17 protein-coding genes are annotated in these 20,654 nt (G+C 59.9%); 6 read left to right on the top strand and 11 right to left on the bottom strand.

The window, feature by feature from the left end:
- Nucleotides 1–522: 522 nt before the first annotated feature.
- The 8 genes from HUU60_09935 to HUU60_09900 all read right to left on the bottom strand — a co-directional run bounded on the left by HUU60_09935 (nucleotide 523) and on the right by HUU60_09900 (nucleotide 8,822).
- Nucleotides 523–1,662: a methionine adenosyltransferase gene (locus HUU60_09935; protein ID NUL83028.1), complete on the bottom strand. Its 1,140-nt coding sequence runs from the start codon at nucleotides 1,660–1,662 to the stop codon at nucleotides 523–525.
- Between the two features lie 62 nt (nucleotides 1,663–1,724).
- The gene (locus tag HUU60_09930; GenBank protein ID NUL83027.1) at nucleotides 1,725–3,008 is read right to left on the bottom strand and encodes a sigma-70 family RNA polymerase sigma factor; all 1,284 of its coding nucleotides are present in this window, start codon (nucleotides 3,006–3,008) and stop codon (nucleotides 1,725–1,727) included.
- 101 nt (nucleotides 3,009–3,109) lie between these two features.
- The gene (locus HUU60_09925) at nucleotides 3,110–4,321 is read right to left on the bottom strand and encodes a type II secretion system F family protein (GenBank protein ID NUL83026.1); all 1,212 of its coding nucleotides are present in this window, start codon (nucleotides 4,319–4,321) and stop codon (nucleotides 3,110–3,112) included.
- A gap of 134 nt (nucleotides 4,322–4,455) precedes the next feature.
- A complete protein-coding gene (locus HUU60_09920; GenBank protein ID NUL83025.1) occupies nucleotides 4,456–5,604 on the bottom strand; it encodes a type IV pilus twitching motility protein PilT in 1,149 nt (382 codons plus the stop codon).
- 300 nt (nucleotides 5,605–5,904) lie between these two features.
- Nucleotides 5,905–6,999 (bottom strand): MBL fold metallo-hydrolase, encoded by a 1,095-nt coding sequence (locus HUU60_09915; protein NUL83024.1) that lies wholly within the window; start codon nucleotides 6,997–6,999, stop codon nucleotides 5,905–5,907.
- Nucleotides 6,996–7,571 carry a phosphoribosylanthranilate isomerase gene (locus HUU60_09910; GenBank protein ID NUL83023.1) on the bottom strand — a complete coding sequence of 192 codons (576 nt, stop codon included), beginning with the start codon at nucleotides 7,569–7,571 and terminating at the stop codon, nucleotides 6,996–6,998. Before HUU60_09910 ends, HUU60_09915 begins: the two co-directional genes overlap by 4 nt.
- Nucleotides 7,568–8,356 (bottom strand): indole-3-glycerol phosphate synthase TrpC, encoded by a 789-nt coding sequence (gene trpC / locus HUU60_09905; GenBank protein ID NUL83022.1) that lies wholly within the window; start codon nucleotides 8,354–8,356, stop codon nucleotides 7,568–7,570. The genes HUU60_09910 and trpC overlap by 4 nt, the downstream gene beginning before the upstream one ends.
- 4 nt (nucleotides 8,357–8,360) lie before the next feature.
- Nucleotides 8,361–8,822, bottom strand: a complete 462-nt coding sequence (locus HUU60_09900; protein ID NUL83021.1) for a hypothetical protein — start codon at nucleotides 8,820–8,822, stop codon at nucleotides 8,361–8,363.
- A gap of 60 nt (nucleotides 8,823–8,882) precedes the next feature.
- Between HUU60_09900 and lysS the strand changes: the two genes are divergently transcribed.
- Both lysS and HUU60_09890 read left to right on the top strand, forming a co-directional pair.
- Nucleotides 8,883–10,403, top strand: a complete 1,521-nt coding sequence (lysS, locus tag HUU60_09895) for a lysine--tRNA ligase (protein NUL83020.1) — start codon at nucleotides 8,883–8,885, stop codon at nucleotides 10,401–10,403.
- Complete coding sequence (locus tag HUU60_09890; GenBank protein ID NUL83019.1) at nucleotides 10,400–12,403, top strand: S9 family peptidase; 2,004 nt, start codon at nucleotides 10,400–10,402, stop codon at nucleotides 12,401–12,403. Before lysS ends, HUU60_09890 begins: the two co-directional genes overlap by 4 nt.
- Before the next feature lie 363 nt (nucleotides 12,404–12,766).
- Here HUU60_09890 and tsaA read toward each other — a convergent pair whose 3' ends face one another.
- Nucleotides 12,767–13,222 (bottom strand): tRNA (N6-threonylcarbamoyladenosine(37)-N6)-methyltransferase TrmO, encoded by a 456-nt coding sequence (tsaA, locus tag HUU60_09885; protein ID NUL83018.1) that lies wholly within the window; start codon nucleotides 13,220–13,222, stop codon nucleotides 12,767–12,769.
- Nucleotides 13,222–14,904 (bottom strand): carboxypeptidase, encoded by a 1,683-nt coding sequence (locus HUU60_09880; GenBank protein NUL83017.1) that lies wholly within the window; start codon nucleotides 14,902–14,904, stop codon nucleotides 13,222–13,224. Before HUU60_09880 ends, tsaA begins: the two co-directional genes overlap by 1 nt.
- 74 nt (nucleotides 14,905–14,978) lie before the next feature.
- Between HUU60_09880 and HUU60_09875 the strand changes: the two genes are divergently transcribed.
- The 4 genes from HUU60_09875 to HUU60_09860 are packed head-to-tail and all read left to right on the top strand — an operon-like array spanning nucleotide 14,979 to nucleotide 19,676.
- Nucleotides 14,979–16,169, top strand: a complete 1,191-nt coding sequence (locus HUU60_09875) for an FHA domain-containing protein (GenBank protein NUL83016.1) — start codon at nucleotides 14,979–14,981, stop codon at nucleotides 16,167–16,169.
- Nucleotide 16,170: 1 nt separating this feature from the next.
- Nucleotides 16,171–17,496, top strand: a complete 1,326-nt coding sequence (locus tag HUU60_09870; protein NUL83015.1) for an FHA domain-containing protein — start codon at nucleotides 16,171–16,173, stop codon at nucleotides 17,494–17,496.
- Entirely contained in the window at nucleotides 17,493–18,314 is an 822-nt protein-coding gene (locus HUU60_09865) for an SDR family oxidoreductase (protein ID NUL83014.1), read from the top strand. Before HUU60_09870 ends, HUU60_09865 begins: the two co-directional genes overlap by 4 nt.
- 9 nt (nucleotides 18,315–18,323) lie before the next feature.
- Entirely contained in the window at nucleotides 18,324–19,676 is a 1,353-nt protein-coding gene (locus HUU60_09860) for a VWA domain-containing protein (protein ID NUL83013.1), read from the top strand.
- Between the two features lie 4 nt (nucleotides 19,677–19,680).
- Here the strand turns inward: HUU60_09860 and glpX are convergent, their stop codons facing one another.
- Nucleotides 19,681–20,640 (bottom strand): class II fructose-bisphosphatase, encoded by a 960-nt coding sequence (gene glpX / locus HUU60_09855; protein NUL83012.1) that lies wholly within the window; start codon nucleotides 20,638–20,640, stop codon nucleotides 19,681–19,683.
- Nucleotides 20,641–20,654 lie beyond the last annotated feature (14 nt).

The following is a 20,654-nucleotide window of genomic DNA, read 5'->3' as shown; positions in this document are numbered from 1 at the left end:
GGCGGGACGCCGGCGGTACTTTGACGGCGAGGCCAAAGATCCGGGAGGCCGAGCGTCCCCGCGAGGCGAAAGACCGGGCCGGGCGGAAGGTTCCAGGGGACCGGCGGGACGCCGGCGGTACTTTGACGGCGAGGCCAAAGATCCGGGAGGCCGAGCGTCCCCGCGAGGCGAAAGACCGGGCCAGGCGGAAGGTTCCAGGGGGCCGGCGGTACTTTGACGGCGAGGCCAAAGATCCGGGAGGCCGAGCGTCCCCCGCGAGGCGAAAGACCGGGCCGGGCGGAAGGTTCCAGGGGGCCGGCGGGACGCCGGCGGTACTTTGACGGCGAGGGCAAAGATCCGGGAGGCCGAGCGTCCCCGCGAGGCGAAAGACCGGGCCGGGCGGAAGGTTCCAGGGGGCCGGCGGTGCTTTGACGGCGAGGCCAAAGATCCGGGAGGCCGAGCGTCCCCGCGAGGCGAAAGACCGGGCCGGGCGGAAGCCTGGCGTTCCACACAGCGTTCCGAATCGCGGGCGGGCGGAACGGCCTACGCCAACGAGCGGAAGATCTCGGCCGCGTCGGTCTGCTCCCAGCGGAAGGCCGGGTTTCCAAAGTGTCCGTTCTTGGCGGTCGGCTCGAACTGAGGCTTGCGCAGATCGAGTCGCTCGATGATGCCTTTGGGCGAGAGGTCGAACGCGTCGAGAATCTTGGCCGACAGTCGCTCGGGGTCTACTTTGTGGGTGCCAAAGGTCTCTAGATTCAGCGCCACGGGCTGTGCCACGCCGATCGCGTAGGCTAGGTGGGTCTCCACTCGGTCGGCCAGTCCTGCCGCGACGATGTTCTTGGCGATATAGCGCGCGATGTAGGCTGCCGAGCGGTCGACTTTGGTCGCGTCCTTGCCGCTGAAGGCGCCGCCGCCGTGTCCACAGATGCCGCCGTAGGTGTCCACGATAATCTTGCGTCCGGTCAGTCCCGTGTCGCCCTGCGGGCCGCCGATCTCGAACTTGCCGGTCGGGTTGACATGAATGTGTTTGGGCACAATGTCGATCTTGTGCGAGAATTCGGAAAGCACGGGGTTGACAATGCGCGACATGACGAGGTCGCGCACGGCCGCCTGGTCCAGTCGCGGCTCGTGCTGGGTCGAAACGACGACCGTCTCGATCGACTTGGGCGTGCCGCCTTCGTAGACGACGGAGACCTGCGTTTTGCCGTCTGGTCGAAGGCCGAGGTTCGGCTCTTGCTTGCGAACGTCGGCCAGCATCTTGGTCATTCGGTGGGCGATCATGATGGGCAGGGGCATCAGTTGGTCGGTCTCGTTGCAGGCATAGCCGATCATCATGCCTTGGTCGCCCGCGCCGCCGGTATCGACGCCCATTGCGATGTGCGCGGATTGTTTTTGCACGGCCACGGCCACTCCACAGGTTTCGCCGTCCATGCCGACGTCTGTGCTGGTGTAGCCGATGCCGGATACGACTCGCCGGGCGATGCCGGCAAAGTCGATCTGCCCGTTAACCGTTACCTCGCCCGCCACGACCACTAAGCCGCGAGTGAGCAGCGCTTCCAGCGCGACGCGGGCCATCGGGTCCTGCCTCAAACATTCGTCCAATACGGCGTCGCTGATCTGGTCGGCGACTTTATCGGGATGTCCCTCTGTAACGCTCTCAGAGGTAACCAGGCGTTTGCTCATCGATGAGTCCTCCAGTTAGCCGATCGACGTCGGCTGGAAAATAGTCGGCAAATGATACCCGCTTAGGCCGCCATCGGCATCGGCTCGTCTGCGCCCTCAATGCGATCGAGGGCGGCAAGTTCCAGTTCGTTCGCGGTCAGGCCGTCAAACGGGAAGGAGGCCCAACCGACGGACGCTGTCGGTCGTCCCGGGGCCGCTTCAAAGACATTGGCAAGCCACTCCTCAATCTGTTCCTTTGCGCGTTCGGCCACCTGTTGCGCATGATGGCCGGCGTGAGGCAGCACGATGATCAGCGATGTGTCGTCAAATCGCGCCAGCACGTCGGCTCTCCTAACGACAGACCTTGCTTCGTTGGCGGCCTCGGCCATGAGTTCGCTGGCTGTCAATCCGCCCATAGCAAACTGCGCTCGCTCCAAGTTCGTCAGCCTTAGGATGGCCATTGCGACAGGCGATCCATACCGAGTCGAACGCTGGATCTCTTCGTCCAGTCGGGCGGTGGCGTACTCTTTGGAGTAGAGACCGCTGGGCGCGTCCACCGATCGTTCGGAGGCGCTCAGCGCGGCGCCTCGACCCTGTCTCCGCTTTTGCTGGTCAAGGAGCTCTTCTTCCATCATCATACGGCGGAGTTTTTGGGTGGCGTTGCGCAGGATGTGCGAGACATAGTTGCAGGAGATTCCCAATCGCTTGGCGGTTTCGGTCTGGTTGAGGCCTTCGTAGAAGAAGAGGCCCAGCACGCGCTGTTCGATGTCCTTTAGTCGGTGAATGGCGGATTGCAGAAAGATGCGGTCTTCGATCGAGACGGAGACCGTGCTGTCCTCATCGCCGTTGACTTTGTCGAGGTCGAATCCAAGATCGCTCTCGTCGTCGTCGGTCGGCGCATCCAGGGAGGCGACCTTAAAGATGTCTCGAGTGCGGAACACCTCTTCGACCGTGTGGCACGGGAGTTCGGCGCGCTCGGCGATCTGTTCGACCGTGGGCGCTTGGCCGTTGGCCTGGGTCAGTTCTTGGACCGTCTTGTTCACCTTGTGGCTCATCTCTTGCAGCCATGCCGGTTCCTTGATGATCTTTCCTTTGTCTCTAAAGTAATGGCGGATCTGTCCCACGATCAGGTGCGTGGCGTAGGTTGTGAACAGCACGCCTTTGGTCGGATCGTAGGCTTCCAGCGCCTTCAGTAATCCGATGTAGCCTTCTTGGACCAGGTCTTCCATCGGCTCGTTCAGGCCGTTCATCTTTCGGGCTAGGCTCTCCACCAGTCCGTTCAATTGAACGACGATCGCGTCTCTTAGGGCCGCGTTTTTGCTCTCCAAGTATTCGGCCACAAGTTCTTCCGTATTTGTTATCCTCATGTCGCCTCCGTGCAAGATGCGCGCAACCGCCGTCAGGGGCGAAACTAGTCGCTTCGGTTGTCAATGCATCGGGCCGAGGCAGACCCCGGCCCGGTTGTTTTCTATTCGATCGAGTTGACCAGCTTAAAGATGGGCATCATGACGGAGATGGCGATGAAGCCGACCACAACGCCCATAAAGATGATCAACATCGGTTCGATCATCGAGGTCAATCCTTTGATCGATGAATCGACTTCCGACTCGTAGAAGTCGGAGATGCGGATCAGCATGTCGCTCAGTCGTCCCGATTCTTCGCCCACGTCCATCATATGGATCACCATGCTCGGGAAGAGCCGGGTGGCGGCGAAGGGGGCGCTGAGCGGCTGGCCCTCTCTGAGGCTGGCTCGCGTGCTATCGACCGCGCCGGCCAAGACTGAGTTTCCCGAAGTCTCTCCCACGATCTCCAGCGTGCGCATCAACGGCACGCCGCTGGCGATCAGGGTTCCAAACGTTCTGGAGAATCGGGCGACCGCCAGCTTCAAAATCAGGTCGCCGACGATGGGCGCTCGAAGCTTGGCATAGTCGTACTGATAGCGTCCTTTGGGCTGCTTGACATAGTATTTGAACGCCGCGAAGCCGCCAAATCCGGCAATGGCGACCATCCACCATATCTTGGTGAACACGTCGCTGGCGTTGAACAGCATCGAGGTGATCGCGGGCATCTCCACGTTCATGCTGATGAAAATCTCCTTAAACTTGGGCAGCACGAACATAAAGAGCGCGATGAGCATAAAGAAGGAGAAGATCAGCACCAAGACCGGGTACATCATGGCCGATTTGATCTTCTGTCGTATCTCTAGGTCTTTCTCTAAGAAGGTGGCTAGTCGATCCAGAATCTGATCCAAGATACCGCCCAGTTCGGCGGCGCGAATCATGTTGACGTAAAGTTTGCTAAAGGAGTTGGGGTGTTTGGCCATCGCCTCGTTCAGCGTCATGCCCGATTTGACATCGCGGCGGACCGTATCGATGGCTTCCTTTAGGAAAACGTCCTTCGATTGGCCGTGCAGGATGTCGAGGCACCGCAGGATGGGTATTCCGGCATCGACCATGACCGCAAACTGTCGGGAGAAGACGACGAGCGCCGCTAGTTTCGGCTTGCCCGCGCGCTTGAGGCGTCCCAGCGCGAGGCCGCGGCCGCGCTGCAGGCTGACGCGCACCACGTGCAGGTGTTGCTCGTGAAGCTTCGACAACAATAGTTGTTCGGTGTCGGCTTCCAGCGAACCGCGCACGGTTCGACCGGCGGCGTCTACCGCTTCATATGCGAATTGTGGCATCCTTGCTCCCTCCCGCCGCTTCCTTTGCGGCGTTCTTTGGGTATCCGTTGGCGGGTCATCCTAACTCGCCAACGGGATTATTGGCGCTCTTGGCGGCGATCTTCTGCCGGGATTCGGCGTCCGAATCGCCTTCTTTAAGCGGCCCTCGTCAAGCGTGAGAAGTTTTCCTTATCGATCGCTCGCATTAAGGCTTCCTCTTCGCTGATGTATCCGTTGTGGTGCATATCGGCCAGGGTTCTGTCCATCGTCTGCATGCCCAGGGCCGAACTCGTTTCCATAACCGAGTAGATTTGATGGGTCTTGCCTTCGCGCACCAAGTTTCGGATGGCCGGCGTGGCGACCATAACTTCGATCGCGGCCATTCGACCTCCGCCCAACATCGGGATGAGCTGTTGCGCGAAGACCGCCTCGAGCGTGTTGGCCAGCAGCACTCGGATCTGCTCTTGCTGGTGAGGCGGAAAAACGTCGATGATTCGGTCGATGGTCTGCGGGGCGTTTCGGGTGTGAAGGGTGGCAAAGACCAAGTGCCCTGTTTCGGCCAAGGTCAGCGCGGCTTGGATCGTCTCTAGATCGCGCATCTCGCCGATCAGGATGACATCGGGGTCTTCTCGCAGGACCGCTCGCAGCGCATTGTTAAACGTATCGGTGTCGGCGTGCAGTTCGCGCTGGTTGACCATCGCCTTTTTGTGCGGGTGAAGGTATTCGATCGGATCCTCGATGGTCAGGATGTGGCAGGCTCGGCTCTGATTGACGAGATCGATCATGCAGGCCAGAGAAGTGCTCTTTCCCGAGCCTGTCGGCCCCGTTACCAGCACCAATCCGCTGTGGCGGCGGACAACGTCAAAGACGACTTTGGGCAGACGAAGGTCCTCGATGGCCGGAATCTTGCTGGGGATGACGCGCATGGCGGCGCCGACCGAGCCGCGCTGCATATAGACGTTGAATCGAAAGCGAGCCGTGCCAGCGACCGAGTAGGCAAAGTCCAATTCGTGACTGCGCTCGAACTGCTCGATTTGGGAGTCGGTCAGCACATCGTAGACCATCCGGCGAATGTGCTCGGGCTTCGCTTTCTCGTAGTTCAGAGGAGCCAGCGAGCCGTTGAGCCGAATCATCGGCGGGAGTGCGACCGAAAGGTGCAGGTCGGATGCGCCTTTCTCCACGGTTTGGCGCAACAGATCGTCTAAATCGACTTCGTTCAGCGGGAGTTCTTCGCCCGTTTCGGTCGTAGACTCAGTGAGCTTTGGCGGCGCATAGGGTGCGTCGGCCTCTTGGCTGGCGTCCATTCCGACTAATTTCTTCCAATCAAACTCTTCCATCCCTCACCTCCGAACAGTTGAATTGTCGGCGGCAAAGGGGCTATGGCTAACCGGTAAAGGCGCGGGCTATTGAGGTTCCTTGGGAGAGCAATAACAGTCGCGGCCGGGCGCGCATCGATCGGGATTGGCGTCATCGTCGTCCGGGCCGAACGCGGTCATGGTCTCCAAACACCAGTAGATGCGAGGCATTGGCGGATAGTCCGACCGATCCTCTTTAACGAAGTAGTCGTGTTTAGACCGCAATTTGGCGCAAGGAGGTTGTTCCATCTATTTGACCGCGCATCGATTGGCGCCCGCTTCCAAATCGGTCGGATCCCCCAACGGAAACTCGCCCGCTTCGTTCAACCGCACGATCTCTAAGTGGTTCGGAGGGGTTGCGGGTATGCGCGAGAGGATGGTATCGAGGAATTCCGGCTCGGACATCTTCAGAAAGGAGACGTCTGCGACAACTTCTGTAAGACGCTTAGCGATCGGGCGGCCGTCGAACGGCGCGGGATGGTCCGTGTGAGCGGGCAACACCCAAGGATCGCCCGGGAGCGCCTTGAGCATCTGCAGGGATGCATAGAGGGCTTTCGCGCGCTCTTCGCTCTCGCCGGTCTTGGTTGCAAGATCGGGCCGCCCAATGCTATCGACAAACAGCGTATCGCCGGTAAAGAGCGCCTCGCCGTCGATCAATAGGCAGACGCTTTCCCAAGTATGTCCGGGAGTCTTTAGAATGCTAAGGTGCGTCGCGCCGACCTTGATCGTTTTGGGCAACGGCGTATATTCGAACGAGACGCGATTGTTTTCAGGGAGATAGAACGGCGCGCCCGTCTTTGCGCTCAACTGTCTGGCGCGGGTCAGATGGTCGGCATGAACATGGGTATCCGCAATGCCGATGAGGCGAGCGCCGTACGATTCGAGCAACGAAAGCGTATCCTCTACGCCGATTGCCGGGTCGATGACAAGCGCCTCGCCTTGCGAGACGACCAAGTAGCTCATGCAACCTTTTCCGGTTCGGCGGATCTGGACGATTTGGGCGCTGGGCGTCTTGAGTTCCGCCTTGTTCCACGCCAGGCTCCAAGCCTGCATCCCGCCTTCCAACGAATAGGCGTCGAATCCGCACTGGCATAGAAAGTTGGCCGCATCGCTGCTGGTTCGACCCGCATAGCAGACCAGCACGCTCGGCTTGTCGGCGGGAATGCCAATCTTTAGGAAGCCGTCAAAGCGGCCGTCTTTCATCTCGTAAAAGAGGTCTGCGTGGCGGCTGCCCGGAATGCTCCATTCGTCAAAATCGTCGGCGGTGCGGGCATCGATCACATCGACCGGTTTGCCCTCGCTCAACCACTGCTGCAGGGTTTGTAAAGAGATCGTCTTGCTCATGGCGCTTGATTATATCCCTTTTGCGCGGCCGATATGAACGACTCGATAAGTCGAAGGTCTTTGACTCCGCGCGAAATCTCGACGCCGGAGCTGACATCCACGCCGAACGGTCTAACCGCCCTAATCGCTTCCTCCACGTTTTCCGAGTTTAACCCGCCGGCAAGAATCACCGGCTTGGGCGATTGGGCGACAAAATGGCGAGCGGCCTCCCAATCGGACAAAATGCCCGAACCCGGATCGGTCGAGTCGAACATGAGGCGGTCGGCGCGCTCGACCCAAACGGGATCGAGCGTTCGAAGTCCCACAATGAGGGGCGCGGACGGGAGATCGATCGGGGGCTGGTCGGGATAGAACTGGAGGGCGTCAAAGAGAGATGAATCGATTGAAATCGGCGGCTGGCGATAGACCGCCACCCTTTCTGCGCTTATTTCGGCGAGCCACGACAGGTCTCGTCCCGACATGGAGCGCGGACTGTCGGGATCGAGCACGATGCCGATGGCGTTCGCGCCGGCGCTTTGGGCAAAGAGCGCCGTTTCCAAGTCTTGAACTCCGCAAATCTTGATCCAGGTCATGCGATCAGCGTCAGGGCGGGAATCAGTTCGGACGGGTTGCCGCGCATCAGGGCTTCTCCGACCAAGATTGCATCGGCGCCTGCCTCGCGCATCGCCACGGCATCCAATACCGACTTGATCCCCGACTCGGCAATCTTGATCGTGTCTGGGGGCAACAACGGCAACAGGCGTCTGCTTGTATCCAAGGAGACCTCGAACGTTTTAAGGTTGCGGTTGTTGATTCCGATGATCGTGGCTTTGCAGTCCAGCGCAAAGGCCAACTCTTCCTCATCGTGCGCTTCTATCAAGCAATCCATCCCAAAGCGCGAGGCCTCTTGCATCAGCATCGCCATCTGATCTCGATCCCGCATGGCCGCTACGATCAGCAAGATGGCGTCGGCGCCCGCCGCACGGCTCTCGGCTATCTGAAAGGGATCGACAATAAACTCCTTTCGAAGCACGGGGATCGAGACCGCCCGTTTGACCGCGATCAGATCGTCCAAAGAGCCTCGAAAGTAGTCCCGATCGGTCAGGACGCTGATCGCGCTGGCGCCGTGCTCTTGATACGATTCGGCCTGTTTGACGGGATCGACGCGGGCGTTAATCTCGCCTGCGCTGGGCGATGCGCGCTTGACTTCGGCGATTAGGCCCAGAGGCGCGATGCGATTCTGCAGCGCCTTGCCCAAGCTGAGCGGCGGCGATTGGGACGCGGCCTGCTCCAATAGGAGCGAGAGAGGCTTGGCGGCTTTGGCCTCTCTGATCTCCGAGAGTTTTGTCTCGATGATGCGGGCGAGCAGAGCGTCCAGAGATTTAATCCTCGCGATGTTCGCCTGTCTGCGCCTCGCCTCTTAGTTCAGGGTGATTGACCAATCCGCCCAAATGAGCGGTATAAGCCATCATGCCGGATATGACGAGGCATCCTGCGAAAATCAAAGGCATGAGAAACGCTTGCCTCTTGCGCAGGATCGTCAGCCCGGAGAGGGAGAGCGCTCCCAATACGAACATAGGCCAGATAGTTAATTCCGCCATCTCTTCATGATCGTGGATGGCCGCCTCGCTGACGCCCGCCTGATGCTCGACGATGTGCTCGGCCGGTTCTCCCGTCAGATAGGCAGGGATGGTCAGGAGCGCCACAACGACCAGCGCGCCCAATGCGGTTTTCTTGAGCTCGTCGCTCTTGCGAATCAGTCCATAGAGCAGCAAGAGCGTGCAGAATAGGACTCCAAAGACGGGCAAGTGGTTGAACAGCATGTGCATTTGTGCTTCGTTCATGTTCATCGCCTGTCTCCTCCTGCCCCTATGATACTCGCTTTGCCAGGTAAACTAAGCCCCATGCGAGACCATCCCCCGCTAACGCGCCTTGAGGACGAGAACGAGCTAGTTCGATCCAGGCTCAGGAAGCTTCAAGATTTGCGAGAAAAGGGGTGCGACCCTTTTGCGATAGAACGTTTCGAGCGATCCCACGCTCTCGGCGAGATTGCGGCCAATTACGATCAGTTGGAAGGTCAGACGGTACAGGTCGCCGGGCGGCTGATGTGGGAGCGTTTGATGGGCAAGGCCGCATTTGCACACTTGTTCGATGGCGAATCGAAGCTTCAGATCTATCTGAAGTCGGATGAACTGGGGGAGAAGTTCGAGCTTTTCAAGCTCTCCGATGTGGGCGATTACATTGGCGTCAAGGGTTTCGTCTTTCGAACTCGCACCGAAGAGATCACCGTGCACGTTCAGGAATACACGATTCTGAGCAAGGCGATCCGCCCTGTGCCCTTTGCTAAGGAGCGCGGAGATGAGCGTTTTGCCGGACTGCACGACGTGCAGCAGCGTTATCGTCACCGCTACTTAGACCTGCTGACCAATCCCGAATCGCGCCAAGCGCTGATGGGGCGCTGCCGGATGATCTCCGAAGTGAGGCGCTTTTTAGACAACGAGGGCTTTATCGAGGTCGAAACGCCCATCCTCCAGCCCGTGGCGAGCGGCGCCGCCGCTAGACCCTTTGCCACCCATCACAACGAAATGGACGTCGATCTGCACCTTCGAATCGCGTTAGAACTCTATCTGAAGCGACTGATCGTGGGCGGTATCGATAAGGTTTATGAAATTGGTCGGGTCTTTCGGAACGAGGGGATTACGACGCGCCACAACCCCGAGTTCACGATGCTGGAACTTTACCAGGCCTATGCCGACTTAGAGGATATTATGGACCTGGTCGAGCGGCTCTTCCGCGGCGTCGCACAGAGTTTGACCGGTTCGACCCAGATCGAATTTGACGGCCGTGCGATCGATTTTGGCCCTGCATGGCCGCGGCGGCGCCTGACGGATCTGATCGAGGAGTATGCAGGCGTGCCAGCGTCCGAGCTGCAGACTCTGGAATCGGCCAGACGCGCGGCGGACCGGATCGGGCTTCACAGCCAAAAGCGCGACACCGCCGGGGCGATCATCGAAAAGATGCTGGAGCAGTTTGTCGAGCCAAACCTCATCCAACCGACGTTTGTCGTCGGCTATCCGCTCGAGACCTCTCCTCTGGCCAAGCGCGACCCGGGGCAGCCGGGCTTCACCCGGCGATTTGAGGCTTATGTAGCCGGATTAGAGGTGGCGAACGCGTTTTCCGAACTGAACGACCCGCTCGACCAGCGAGAACGATTTGAAGCGCAGGCCTGCTTGCGGACGGCAGGCGACGACGAGGCGCAGGCTTTGGACAGCGACTTTCTGTTCGCTATGGAGCACGGAATGCCGCCGACCGGCGGGTTGGGCATCGGTATGGACCGAATGGCAATGCTGCTGACTGGCGCGAAGTCGATCAAGGACGTCATATTCTTCCCACAGATGAAGCCAGAACACGAGGAGCGAGAATGAGCAAGCGCAACATTACGATCGAAGACCTTTACCGAGTTCGTTTGGCGTCCGACCCCAACATCGCGCCCGACGGAAGCGCCGTCGTCTTTGTCAACAAGCGGATCGACGCGGAGAAGAACAAGTACTTCTCCAATCTATTCATGATTCGCGAAGGCCGGACCTTTGCCTTCACCAACGGCGATTGGAGCGATTCGTCGCCTCGCTGGTCGCCCGACTCCAGCCAAATTGCTTTTGTCTCCAATCGCAACAAGCCCGGCAGCCAGGTCTACATCATCAAAGCCGACGGCGGCGAGGCGCAACCCGTAACCAAGATGGCCGAAGGCGCGATCTCCGAGATCGCATGGTCTCCGGATGGCAGCAAGCTCGCCTTTACCTATCGTTCAGTGGCTGCCGAATGGAACGAAGAGGCCAAGGAAGAGCGCAAGAAGAAGGGCCTCTCCAATCCGCCGATGAAGGTTACTAAGACCTTCTACCGTTTGGACGGCGACGGCTACTTTATCGATCAGCGGTTTCATCTCTATGTGATCGATCTGGCATCGGGAGAAACGAAGCAACTGACCGACGGCGACCTTTACGAAGAGGGCGACTTGGCCTGGAGCCCCGACGGTTCGAAGATTGCCTTTATCTCCAATCGCAAGCCCGATCCCTATGCCGACCCTGGTTTTGACGACATTTGGACGGTCTCGCCAAACGGCGGCGAGCCGACCAAGATCGACTCTCCGGATGGCCCAAAAGGCGGCTTGGCTTGGTCTCCCAACGGCGAAGCGCTGGCCTATGCCGGACACGAATACCCGGACGACTCTTGGGGCATCCGCAACGTCCGACTCTGGACGTTGAATCTTCGCACGGGCGAAGCCAAGAGCCATACCGACTCGATCGACAACTCGCTCGGCGTTAACTCGCTGACCGACATGCGCGAGTTCGGCGGCGGCAGCAAGGTCGTTTGGAGCGCCGATTCGGCCAGCGTTTACTTCCTGCTCAGCGAGATGGGCAGCGTGCGCATCTATCGGTCCGATTTGCAGGGCGGCCATGTCTGCCTGACGCCCGGAGATCACGATGTGTCGGGCTTCTCAGTCGCAAGTAACGGGTCGGTCGCCTTCGCAGTAGGCACAAGCGTCTCCCCTCACGAGATAGCGGTCGCCAAGCCTGCCGGCAATAGCCTTGACACCATTTATCAAACCGATCTGAACGGCGCGTTTCTGTCCGAAGTCAACGTGGCGCGCCCCGAGGCGTTCCATGTGGTCGCCGACGACGGAGTCGCGGTGCACGGCTGGATCATGCGCCCGCCCGATTTCGACCCGAACAGGAAGTATCCGACCATTCTGATGATACATGGCGGCCCGTCTGCCATGTACGGCAACTGCTTCTTTCACGAGTTTCAATCGACAGCGGCCCAAGGCTTTGTGGTGGTCTACACCAACCCTCGCGGCGGCAAAGGCTACGGCGAGGCGTTCGTCTCGGCGATCAAAGGCGATTGGGGCAATCGCGATTACAACGACCTGATGCAAGTAACCGATTGGGTCTCCAACCTGCCTTACGTCGATGCCGACCGGATGGGCGTGGCGGGAGGAAGCTACGGCGGATATATGACGACCTGGATCGTTGGCCACACCGATCGATTTAAGACAGCGGTCGCGGATCGAGTCGTAACCAACTTGGTGAGCATGGCGGGCGGCAGCGACTTTCCACAGATTCCCGACCGATATTGGCCGGGCAATGCCTGGTCGGAGACGGAGACATTGCGAAAGTGCTCGCCGCTGACCTATGCCGCCAACGTGAAGACTCCGCACCTGCTGGTGCACAGCGAGGGCGACCTGCGATGCCCGATCGGCCAAGCCGACGAATGGTATTCGGCCATGAAACGATTGGGCGTCGAAATCGTCTACGTACGCTATCCGGTCGAATCGAGCCACGGCCTATCGAGAAGCGGCCCGCCCGATCTGCGCATCCATCGCCTGACGCAGTACATCGATTGGTGGAACAACCGCCTAAAGCCATGATCAAGAACGCCGCAAAGTGGCGCGAGCGCTAAGATACCGCCGCACCAAACGGCGCGTGTGGAGATACCGTCTTGAAAAGTCAAGTGGGCTACTCCGCGTTTGGGGAGGGGACTGAAGACGGACGAGGTCCAGAGACCGCGAGCCGAGGGCCTAGACCCTCCGCACCGAACGGCGGGTGTGGAGGGTTAAAAGTACCGCCGGCGTTCCCGTCTTTCGGCTCGCGGGGACGCTCGCCCTCCCGGATCTTTGGCCTCGCCGTCAAAGTACCGCCGGCGTCCCGCCGGCCCCCTGGAACCTTCCGCCCGGCCCGGTCTTTCGGCTCGCGGGGACGCTCGCCCTCCCGTTGTTTAGTGCTCGAACACTCTAGAAATACCCTTCCATCAGGCGATCGACCCACTCGGGCGCTGCGGCGTCGTCCGCATGGTCGAAAGCCGAAAAGTAGGGCTTGATATCCAGCACCGGGGTGCCGTCGATCGCGTCCAAACCCGACACGATCAATCTCCCAGGCTCGACCGATACGATCTTGGCCGTCGTAACGCCGATCGGGTTCGGACGCACTTTGCCGCGCTGCGCAAACACGCCCAACAGCGGCATATCCTCGCGCTCTCGCGGCCGGCGCTTAATGCGAGGCGGCGTAAAGACCTCGCCTTCGTGCAAAAAGAAAACGATCACGGCGTGAGAGAATTGCTCCAGGCCCTCCAGACCTTCGGAGAGCGCAGGGTCCAGTTCTATCGTCGAGACGCCGACGCCCCAGTCCGCGTCCTCTTTGCTCGTACGTTCGGAGCGGACGATCCCAATTGGATAGAGTGCGATCTCGATCACGAGAGGTCGAACGTGTGCTCGGCTTGTCCGGCGCGCTGATGCTTGGCCGTCAGTTTCACTGGTCCCGGATGGCCGCTCACCACCCATTCGATTTTGGCGCGGTCGTCGGTCGGGTCGCTGTTCCATGCGCTCGGCGCGGCGGGCTTGTAGGCTCGACCCTCCAGTTGCCCGACGTCGGTCCTGCGTTCGCCCACGACTAATTGCAAACCCTCGGGCAGTTCCAACTCCGCCATTGCGCCGCGGGTCATCTTGGCGTTTAGGCCGTGCTTGGTGATGTAGGTCGGCAGCCAGCCGGTGTTTTGCACGGTCGCCCGCAATTTCCAAGCCAGTTCGCCCAGTCTCTCCACGCTCGTTTCCAAAATCTCTAACTTAGGCGAGATCATGCAGTGCCAGATCAGCCAGTCGGAAAAAGGCGCGATCTCTTTCTCTAAGAACTCGACCGGCGGATTGCGGAACGCCACCATGTGATCCCACCCGCCCAGCTCGATCTTGCCCAGTTGGGGATGGTCGAACTCGTACCAATCGATGTAGCCCCGACCGCCTAACGTCTCGTCGCTCCATTTGAGCATTTTTAGGTCGTCTTCAAAGGGATGCTCGCGGTACCAGTCGATGTACTTGTACTCGGCGATGCCCGCTTGGCGCTGGGGGCTCCAGATTTCCACCGTCCAGGCGAAAACGCCTAAGTGCTCGAACATCCAGTCGTCAAAAACGCCCGTGATGACCTGCTTCGGGTGATACCGAAAGTCGTGGTAGACCGAGATATTGGGGTAGCCCGTCATCTCAGTGCCCTTGTCGCCGATCTTCTGATATGTCCACAGGTCTTCTGCCGGAAACTCCTCGTCGGCCTTATGGCTGAACGGCCGCAGGAGCACGCCGCTGTAGGTGTGGAAACAGACCGCGCCGGTGATGTTGGGGTGGTTGACGATAAAATGCACCATCGCCCGTATCTCCGGCTCCGAAGTCGGATATGGCCCGGCGCCGTACTGTTCGCCCTCTGGCCGCCAATTTGCGGGGAAGTTGCGATTCAGGTCCAGCTGCTCCTTTTTGGGCTGGATGCTGAGCGTTACGCCGTCATAATCTTCGACAATGCCCTCTGGCAAGATGCGATAGTAGGTTCCGCCGTACTCGTCCGGCTGGCGGCGCGCCATCAGACGCGGCTCGTCAGGCGAGATCTTCCATGAGCCGTTTGGATCCGGTATTCGCATCGAGAGCATCCGACCGTCGCCGTCCACGTCCTCGACCTTGAGTCCGCCTATAGGTTCTTCATCGAAAGGATAGGGTCTTGTGCTAGAGCGGATGATCTTGGGCTTATCGGCCAGTGCCCACTCGGCTCCGTCGGGGTTCACTCTTGGACAGATATAGAAAGCCCGCGTTCGCAAGCACTCCGTAACACGGTCGTCCTTCTGGAAACGGGAAGTCAGCGTGTGCAAAAGATGCAGACAGGCAGAAGAGGGCGAGACTTCGGTCGCATGGATGTTGCCGTCCGCCCAAAAGGCAGGTTTGGTCTCGTCGCTGCCGGTCGAGTAGTCCGTAACCTTCATCACAAAGATGTCGCGGCCTTCGAAACTCTTGCCTATGCTCTCCATCCGGACCAGATTGGGGAACTCTTCGGCAAAGGATCGCAGGATCGCCGTCAGATCGTCGTAGCGGTAATATCGGTCGAAGCGGAGGTTGGGCATGGCGCAGAGTCTACCCGCTGGTCAGATTGCTTGGCTCAATCGCTCATAATGTAACCGATGCGGGAGGGTTACGGATGCGAATCGCATTGATTTTACTGGCGTTATTGTCCGGGACTGTGGTCTGGGCTCAAGATAAATTCACGGTCGATTTTGGCGACGCGGCGCTCCGATGGTATTGGTTCGAGAGCGCGGACGGCAAGCCGTTGGCTCCGGCCAAAAAGCACGAGGAAAAGAGCCTTGAGATTACAAAGCCCGACAAAGCGGTCAAGCTGGCAGCACTGGACGATAAGTCGAGCAACTTGGCTCTGCTCGACCTGAAGGAAGACAAGATCGAAGTCAAGGAAGAGCATTTCGCGTTTGCCAATCGGGTGATCGTGGCGATCGAGAAGGAGGGCAAATCGGTCGCAGCGGCCATGGTCAAGCTAACCGACGGCAAAGGCAAGATTCATACCGTCGCCATGATGCCGAGCGACGGCGGAAAGGCAGTCTTTGACCGAGTCGCGCTCGGATCGGGCAAGATCGAGGCGACTTATGGAGAGAACAAGACCGCGAGCCAAGACATCGAGATCAAAAAGGAGCGCGGAACTGGGCCGGTAGCGACCATTGCGGTCTCGGCAGATGCGCCGGTCTTGGATCGACCCGCATCGACCGATGCGACGACGGCAGTATCCGAACCCGATTCGCCCACTCTATGGCGGTTTGTGCCCATTTTATTGGCGCTGCTGGTGGGCGGCGCGGCGCTGTACGGAATCCTAAGATTTGTTCAGGGCAAAAACCAGCAAGTGGCCGATACGATGGCAAAATTGGGCGTCAAACTGCCCGACGCACAGGCTGAACCCGAAGCGGATCAAACAGTAGCGGCTGCTCCGTTAACGCCCGAAGGCCATTGCCCGTTTTGCGGTCAGAAGAAGGACCCCGCGACCGGCGCCTGCGCTTGCGACCTGAGCGCCGCGCCGACCGTTGCCGCTGTCGGAAAGCCCGCTCGATTGGTCGGCCTGACGGGCGCCCTGGCTGGACAGAGCATTCCTCTTTCGTCAGGCTCCATCTCCGTCGGACGAGAAATCGGCAACGAACTGATGGTGGACGATCCGACCGTCAGCCGCCGCCATTCGCAGTTGCGCATGGACGATTCGGGCTTGTTCGTGGTCGATTTGGGAAGCAGCAACGGAACCTATGTGAACGGCGCCAAGATCGCTGCCGAGACCGTGCTCAATACGGGCGACACGGTGCAGTTTGGCGCGGTGCAGTTTAAGGTCGAGGCCTAGCGTGCAGCGACTGCTTTACCTGTTGATTGCGGGAGGAGTTGGCGGCCTTTTAGGCTGGCTGATCGGCGAGATCGCCTTCAATCCGGGGGCCGTGGCGATCCTCTCCTCCGAGCAGATGGTTACGTTCCTGCTCTGGGGGATCGTTGTCGGCGCCTGCATCGGCGGCTTGATCGGGATGGCCAGCGGTCTGGGCCTAGGCACCCGGGCGCACGCTCTGCGCGGTCTATACGGAGGTCTGGCAGCGGGGGCATTTGCGGGGTTGGTCGGTCTCTATATCGGTCAGCAGATCTACGGCGCTCTCGGCGGAGATCGCGGCCCGTTTCCCTTGCCCCTCATCGCCCGCACTCTTGGTTGGGGCGCGTTTGGGGCATTTCTTGGCCTATCGGAAGGAATCGTCGGTCGCTCTGCCAGTCGCGCTCGGCAAGGATTGTTGGGCGGTTTGATCGGCGGCGGCATAGGCGGCTTTCTGTTTGAGACCCTCTCGCCGCTCATGGCGCCGCTCTATACCCTGCTTCAAAAGTCGCTGCAAGGTTCGGACCAAGGCGTTTTTCAGAGGGCGATAGGATTGGTCATCACCGGGGCGGCTATAGGTCTCTTTGTCGGGCTGATCGAACTGATCGCCCGGCAGGCTTGGGTGCGCGTGCTGCTGGGGAGAAACGAAGGCCGCGACTATCCCCTGCACCGAGCCGAGAGCCTGATCGGGCGCAACGAGACCGCCGACGTGCCGCTGATGGGCGATCTCAACGTCGCGCCGCTCCATGCCAAGATCGTTCGACAAGGCGCGCAATACGTCTTGATCGACCTGGCCGGCGGCAACCAGCCCCATGTGCTCAAGGATGGCGAAACCATCGCCATCAGCACGTTTACCCTGCAATTCAGGTTGAAAGCAGGCGCGGCGCAACGGGCGAGAGATCAAGCTCGCGCTCCCTTGCCGCCGCTCGCACCGCCGGGCGTGTGCCAATTTTGCGGTCAAACAAAAGACCCGGCCACCGGCCTTTGCGCTTGCTCGACGCCGGCGCCCGCTCAACAACCAATAGGATCGATCTCAACTGTCTTGGTCGGCATGGACGGCCCGTTCGCCGGTCAACGCATCTCGCCTTCGCAAAGCGGGCTGATCATTGGGCGCGAAGCAGGCTGCTCGGTCGTTCTGCCGGACGGCTCGGTCAGCCGCCGCCATGCCCGAATCGCCATCGAAGCAGGTCAAATGACCGTGTACGACGAAAATAGCACTAACGGAACCTTTGTGAACGAACAACGAATCCAACAGCAAGCCCTGCGACCGGGGGACATTGTGAGAATAGGGCCGTTTCGGTTTAGAGCGGAATGAGCGAGAGCTTGAAGGGACGGGTGGCCGTGATAACGGGCGCAAGCCGAGGCATCGGCAAGGCGTGCGCGCTGCGCCTGGCTCAGGAAGGCTGCCACATTGTGATCGCCGCCAAAACGGTAGAGCCCGATCCACGATTGCCCGGAACCATCTACGACGCCGCGCGAGAAGTCGAACAGTACGGCGTCGAGGCGCTGGCGATGCAAACCAATGTTCGGAATGAGGACGAAATCGAGCGATTGGCCGAGGCTGCGCTGCATCGCTTTGGCCGAGTCGACATTCTGGTCAACAATGCGGGCGCGCTATGGTGGCAGCCCGTAACCGAGACGCCATCCAAACGCTTTGACCTAGTGATGGAGGTGAACGTGCGGGCGTCGTTCCTGTGCGCGCGAGCCTTCTTGCCCAGCATGATAGAGAACCAGTGGGGGCACATTGTAAACATGTCGCCACCGATCGACATGAGCGTCATCTCTCAACGGACGGCCTACATGATCAGCAAGTTCGGCATGACGATGATGGTCTACGGTCTGGCCGAAGAGGTCAAGCAGCACAACGTCGCGGCCAATGCGCTTTGGCCGGCTACCATCATCGAGAGCCAAGCCAGCATCAATTATCAGTTGGGCCAACCCAAGGACTGGCGCAAGCCCGAGATCGTCGCAGACGCCCTCGCCGCCATCGTGTCCAAGCCGCCCAGCCATCGAACGGGAACGGCGCTGATAGACGAAGACGTATTGAGAGAAGAAGGCGTAACCGATTTTGAGAAATATAACTGTGTGCCGGGCAGCAATCCGCCCCGGCTGACCTGGAACGCCGTACAATAGGAGCCGACTATGGAGCAAACCCAGCGAATAGACCCGAACCAGATACCCGACCCCAATCGCACTCAGGCGATGCCCGGCGGCACCGATCCGAATCGGACCCAAGCCATGCCGGTCGGGGCCCCGACCGGTCCGCCCTTAACGCTGCAGATAACGCAAGGCCGCTCGGTAACGCTGGCGCACGGCGTCTCTCGCGAAAGGGTTCTCTTCGAGCTGATTGCCACCGGCGCGATGACAGGCGGTCGAGCGCCCCTCAATCTGTGCCTGGTGATCGACAAGAGCGGTTCGATGGAAGGGGAGCCATTGGAGTACGTCAAGCGGGCCTGCGCGTATGTGGTCGATCTGCTGACCGACCGGGATGTGCTCTCGATTGTAACGTTCGAAGAGATCGTCGAGGTTCTGATGCCGCCTCGCCGAGTGCTGAACAAAGAACTGATCAAGCAGAACATCCAGCGATTGCAAGTGGGCAATACGACCAACCTCTACGACGGGCTTTCGCTGGGCCTGCAACAGTTGGCCGCGGGCAAGCAACCCGGATATCTCGACCGCCTGGTGCTCTTTTCCGACGGAGAACCCACGGCCGGCATTAAAGACTTTTCCGCCATTACCCAGTTGGCGGGCGGCGCCAAGGAGCGGTCGATCCCGATCAATGCGCTTGGTTTTGGCCCGGACTACAACGAAGAGTTGATCGCTGGGATTGCTCGCCGAAGCGGCGGCAAATACCACTACATCGACCGTCCTGAGCGCATCCCCGAGGTGTTTCGCGACGACCTGGAAAAGATGATGAACGTAGTGGCTCGGTCGCCTCGCCTCGAACTTCAATTAGCGCGATGGGTGCAGATTCGCCAGGCGTTCGGCGCCGAGATGAACCTCGCAAGTCGAACGGCGACCCTATCGATGGTCGACCTAGAGCGCGGAGCGAGGCTGACGCCGCTGATCGAGTTCGACTTCCCCAACCATCCGGCCGGGAGCTATCGGGCGGCCAAGGCGAAACTGGCCTATGTAAACCCTGTAACCGAAGCCGAAGAGACGATCACAGCTGACCTGATATTCGAGTTCACGACCGATGCGGCTAAGGCTTCTCTGCCCGAAGATGCGCGAGTGGCGGGCGAAGCTCAAGTGGCGATCGCATCCCGCGCTCTCGAAAAGACGATCATGGGCATGAAGACGCACCAATTGAACCCAACCATGGCTCTGCACGAGCTTCAAAAGACGCAACAGATCCTTCTGCAGCAAGGTCGAACGGCGGAGGCTTCCGAGATCGGCAAAGCGATCGGCGACCTGCAACGACAGGATATGAGTTCGGTCGAAAAGACACTCATCGGCGCGGCGCTCGACCTAGAGCAAGGCAAAAAGCAAGAGTAAGCGCTCAGTACTTCGGGCCGTTGGTGAACTTGTGGATCGTCTCGATCTTGCGCACGGTGCCCGATTTGCTCCTCATGACGATCGAGTGCGTTACGGCGCCTGTGCCTGTAAACCGCACGCCGCGAAGCAGATTGCCGCCCGTGATACCGGTCGCCACAAACATCAGATTGCCTTGCGCCAAGTCGTCCATCATCAGCACGCGCTCGGGATCGCCGCCCAAAATTTTGGCCGTGCGCTCGCGATCGGCCTCGTTTCGGCACACCAGCCGGCCTTGGATCTCGCCGTCCGTGCAGATGCAAGCGGCGGCCGAAAGCACCCCTTCGGGAGCGCCCCCGATGCCCAGCGCCACGTCCACTTCGCCCTCAGGGTCCAGCGCCTCGATAGCCAACGAAAGATCGCCATCCGAGATCAACCGTATCCTGGCCCCCGATGCGCGGATGTCCTCGATCAGCTTCTCGTGCCGTGGACGATCCAACAACCCTACGGTAAGGTCTTGGACCTCCTTGCCCAAACACCGAGCTATCTCCTTAAGGTTTGCCTGAACAGGCCGAGTGATATCGATCGCGCCCTTGGCCGGCTTGCCGACCACTAGCTTGTCCATGTAAATGTCGGGCGCATGGAGCAAATGCCCTTCCGATTCCATGGCCGCCGCCATCACGCTGATCGCGCCCGGAGAGCCGGTCGCTACCAGATTAGTACCCTCCACCGGATCGACCGCGATCTGGACGCCAGGGCCCTTCCCAGAGCCCACTTCTTCGCCGATGTAGAGCATCGGCGCCTCGTCGCGCTCGCCCTCGCCGATCACCACAACGCCCTTAATCTCCACGTCGCTCAGCGCCTTTCGCATCGCCTCGCACGCCGCATGATCGACCATGTGCCGGTCGCCCTTGCCCACCCAGCGTCCCGAACTGAGCGCGGCGGCCTCCGTCGCACGAACGAACTCCAACCCTAAATTGCGTTCCATGATGAATCTCCTCG

The sequence above is a fragment of the Armatimonadota bacterium genome (genome assembly GCA_013359125.1).
Lineage (GTDB): Bacteria > Armatimonadota > Fimbriimonadia > Fimbriimonadales > GBS-DC > JABWCR01.
Note: the sequence above shows the minus strand (reverse complement) of the source record. Positions and strands in the feature narration are given on the sequence as shown.

What these genes read in the sequence shown, in the direction of transcription:
- HUU60_09935 (NUL83028.1), bottom strand. Translation starts at nt 1,662, where the DNA reads ATGAGCAAACGCCTGGTTACCTCTGAGAGCGTTACAGAGGGACATCCC.
- HUU60_09930 (NUL83027.1), bottom strand. Translation starts at nt 3,008, where the DNA reads ATGAGGATAACAAATACGGAAGAACTTGTGGCCGAATACTTGGAGAGC.
- HUU60_09925 (NUL83026.1), bottom strand. Translation starts at nt 4,321, where the DNA reads ATGCCACAATTCGCATATGAAGCGGTAGACGCCGCCGGTCGAACCGTG.
- HUU60_09920 (NUL83025.1), bottom strand. Translation starts at nt 5,604, where the DNA reads ATGGACGCCAGCCAAGAGGCCGACGCACCCTATGCGCCGCCAAAGCTC.
- HUU60_09915 (NUL83024.1), bottom strand. Translation starts at nt 6,999, where the DNA reads ATGAGCAAGACGATCTCTTTACAAACCCTGCAGCAGTGGTTGAGCGAG.
- HUU60_09910 (NUL83023.1), bottom strand. Translation starts at nt 7,571, where the DNA reads ATGACCTGGATCAAGATTTGCGGAGTTCAAGACTTGGAAACGGCGCTC.
- HUU60_09900 (NUL83021.1), bottom strand. Translation starts at nt 8,822, where the DNA reads ATGAACGAAGCACAAATGCACATGCTGTTCAACCACTTGCCCGTCTTT.
- lysS (NUL83020.1), top strand. Translation starts at nt 8,883, where the DNA reads ATGCGAGACCATCCCCCGCTAACGCGCCTTGAGGACGAGAACGAGCTA.
- HUU60_09890 (NUL83019.1), top strand. Translation starts at nt 10,400, where the DNA reads ATGAGCAAGCGCAACATTACGATCGAAGACCTTTACCGAGTTCGTTTG.
- HUU60_09880 (NUL83017.1), bottom strand. Translation starts at nt 14,904, where the DNA reads ATGCCCAACCTCCGCTTCGACCGATATTACCGCTACGACGATCTGACG.
- HUU60_09875 (NUL83016.1), top strand. Translation starts at nt 14,979, where the DNA reads ATGCGAATCGCATTGATTTTACTGGCGTTATTGTCCGGGACTGTGGTC.
- HUU60_09865 (NUL83014.1), top strand. Translation starts at nt 17,493, where the DNA reads ATGAGCGAGAGCTTGAAGGGACGGGTGGCCGTGATAACGGGCGCAAGC.
- HUU60_09860 (NUL83013.1), top strand. Translation starts at nt 18,324, where the DNA reads ATGGAGCAAACCCAGCGAATAGACCCGAACCAGATACCCGACCCCAAT.
- glpX (NUL83012.1), bottom strand. Translation starts at nt 20,640, where the DNA reads ATGGAACGCAATTTAGGGTTGGAGTTCGTTCGTGCGACGGAGGCCGCC.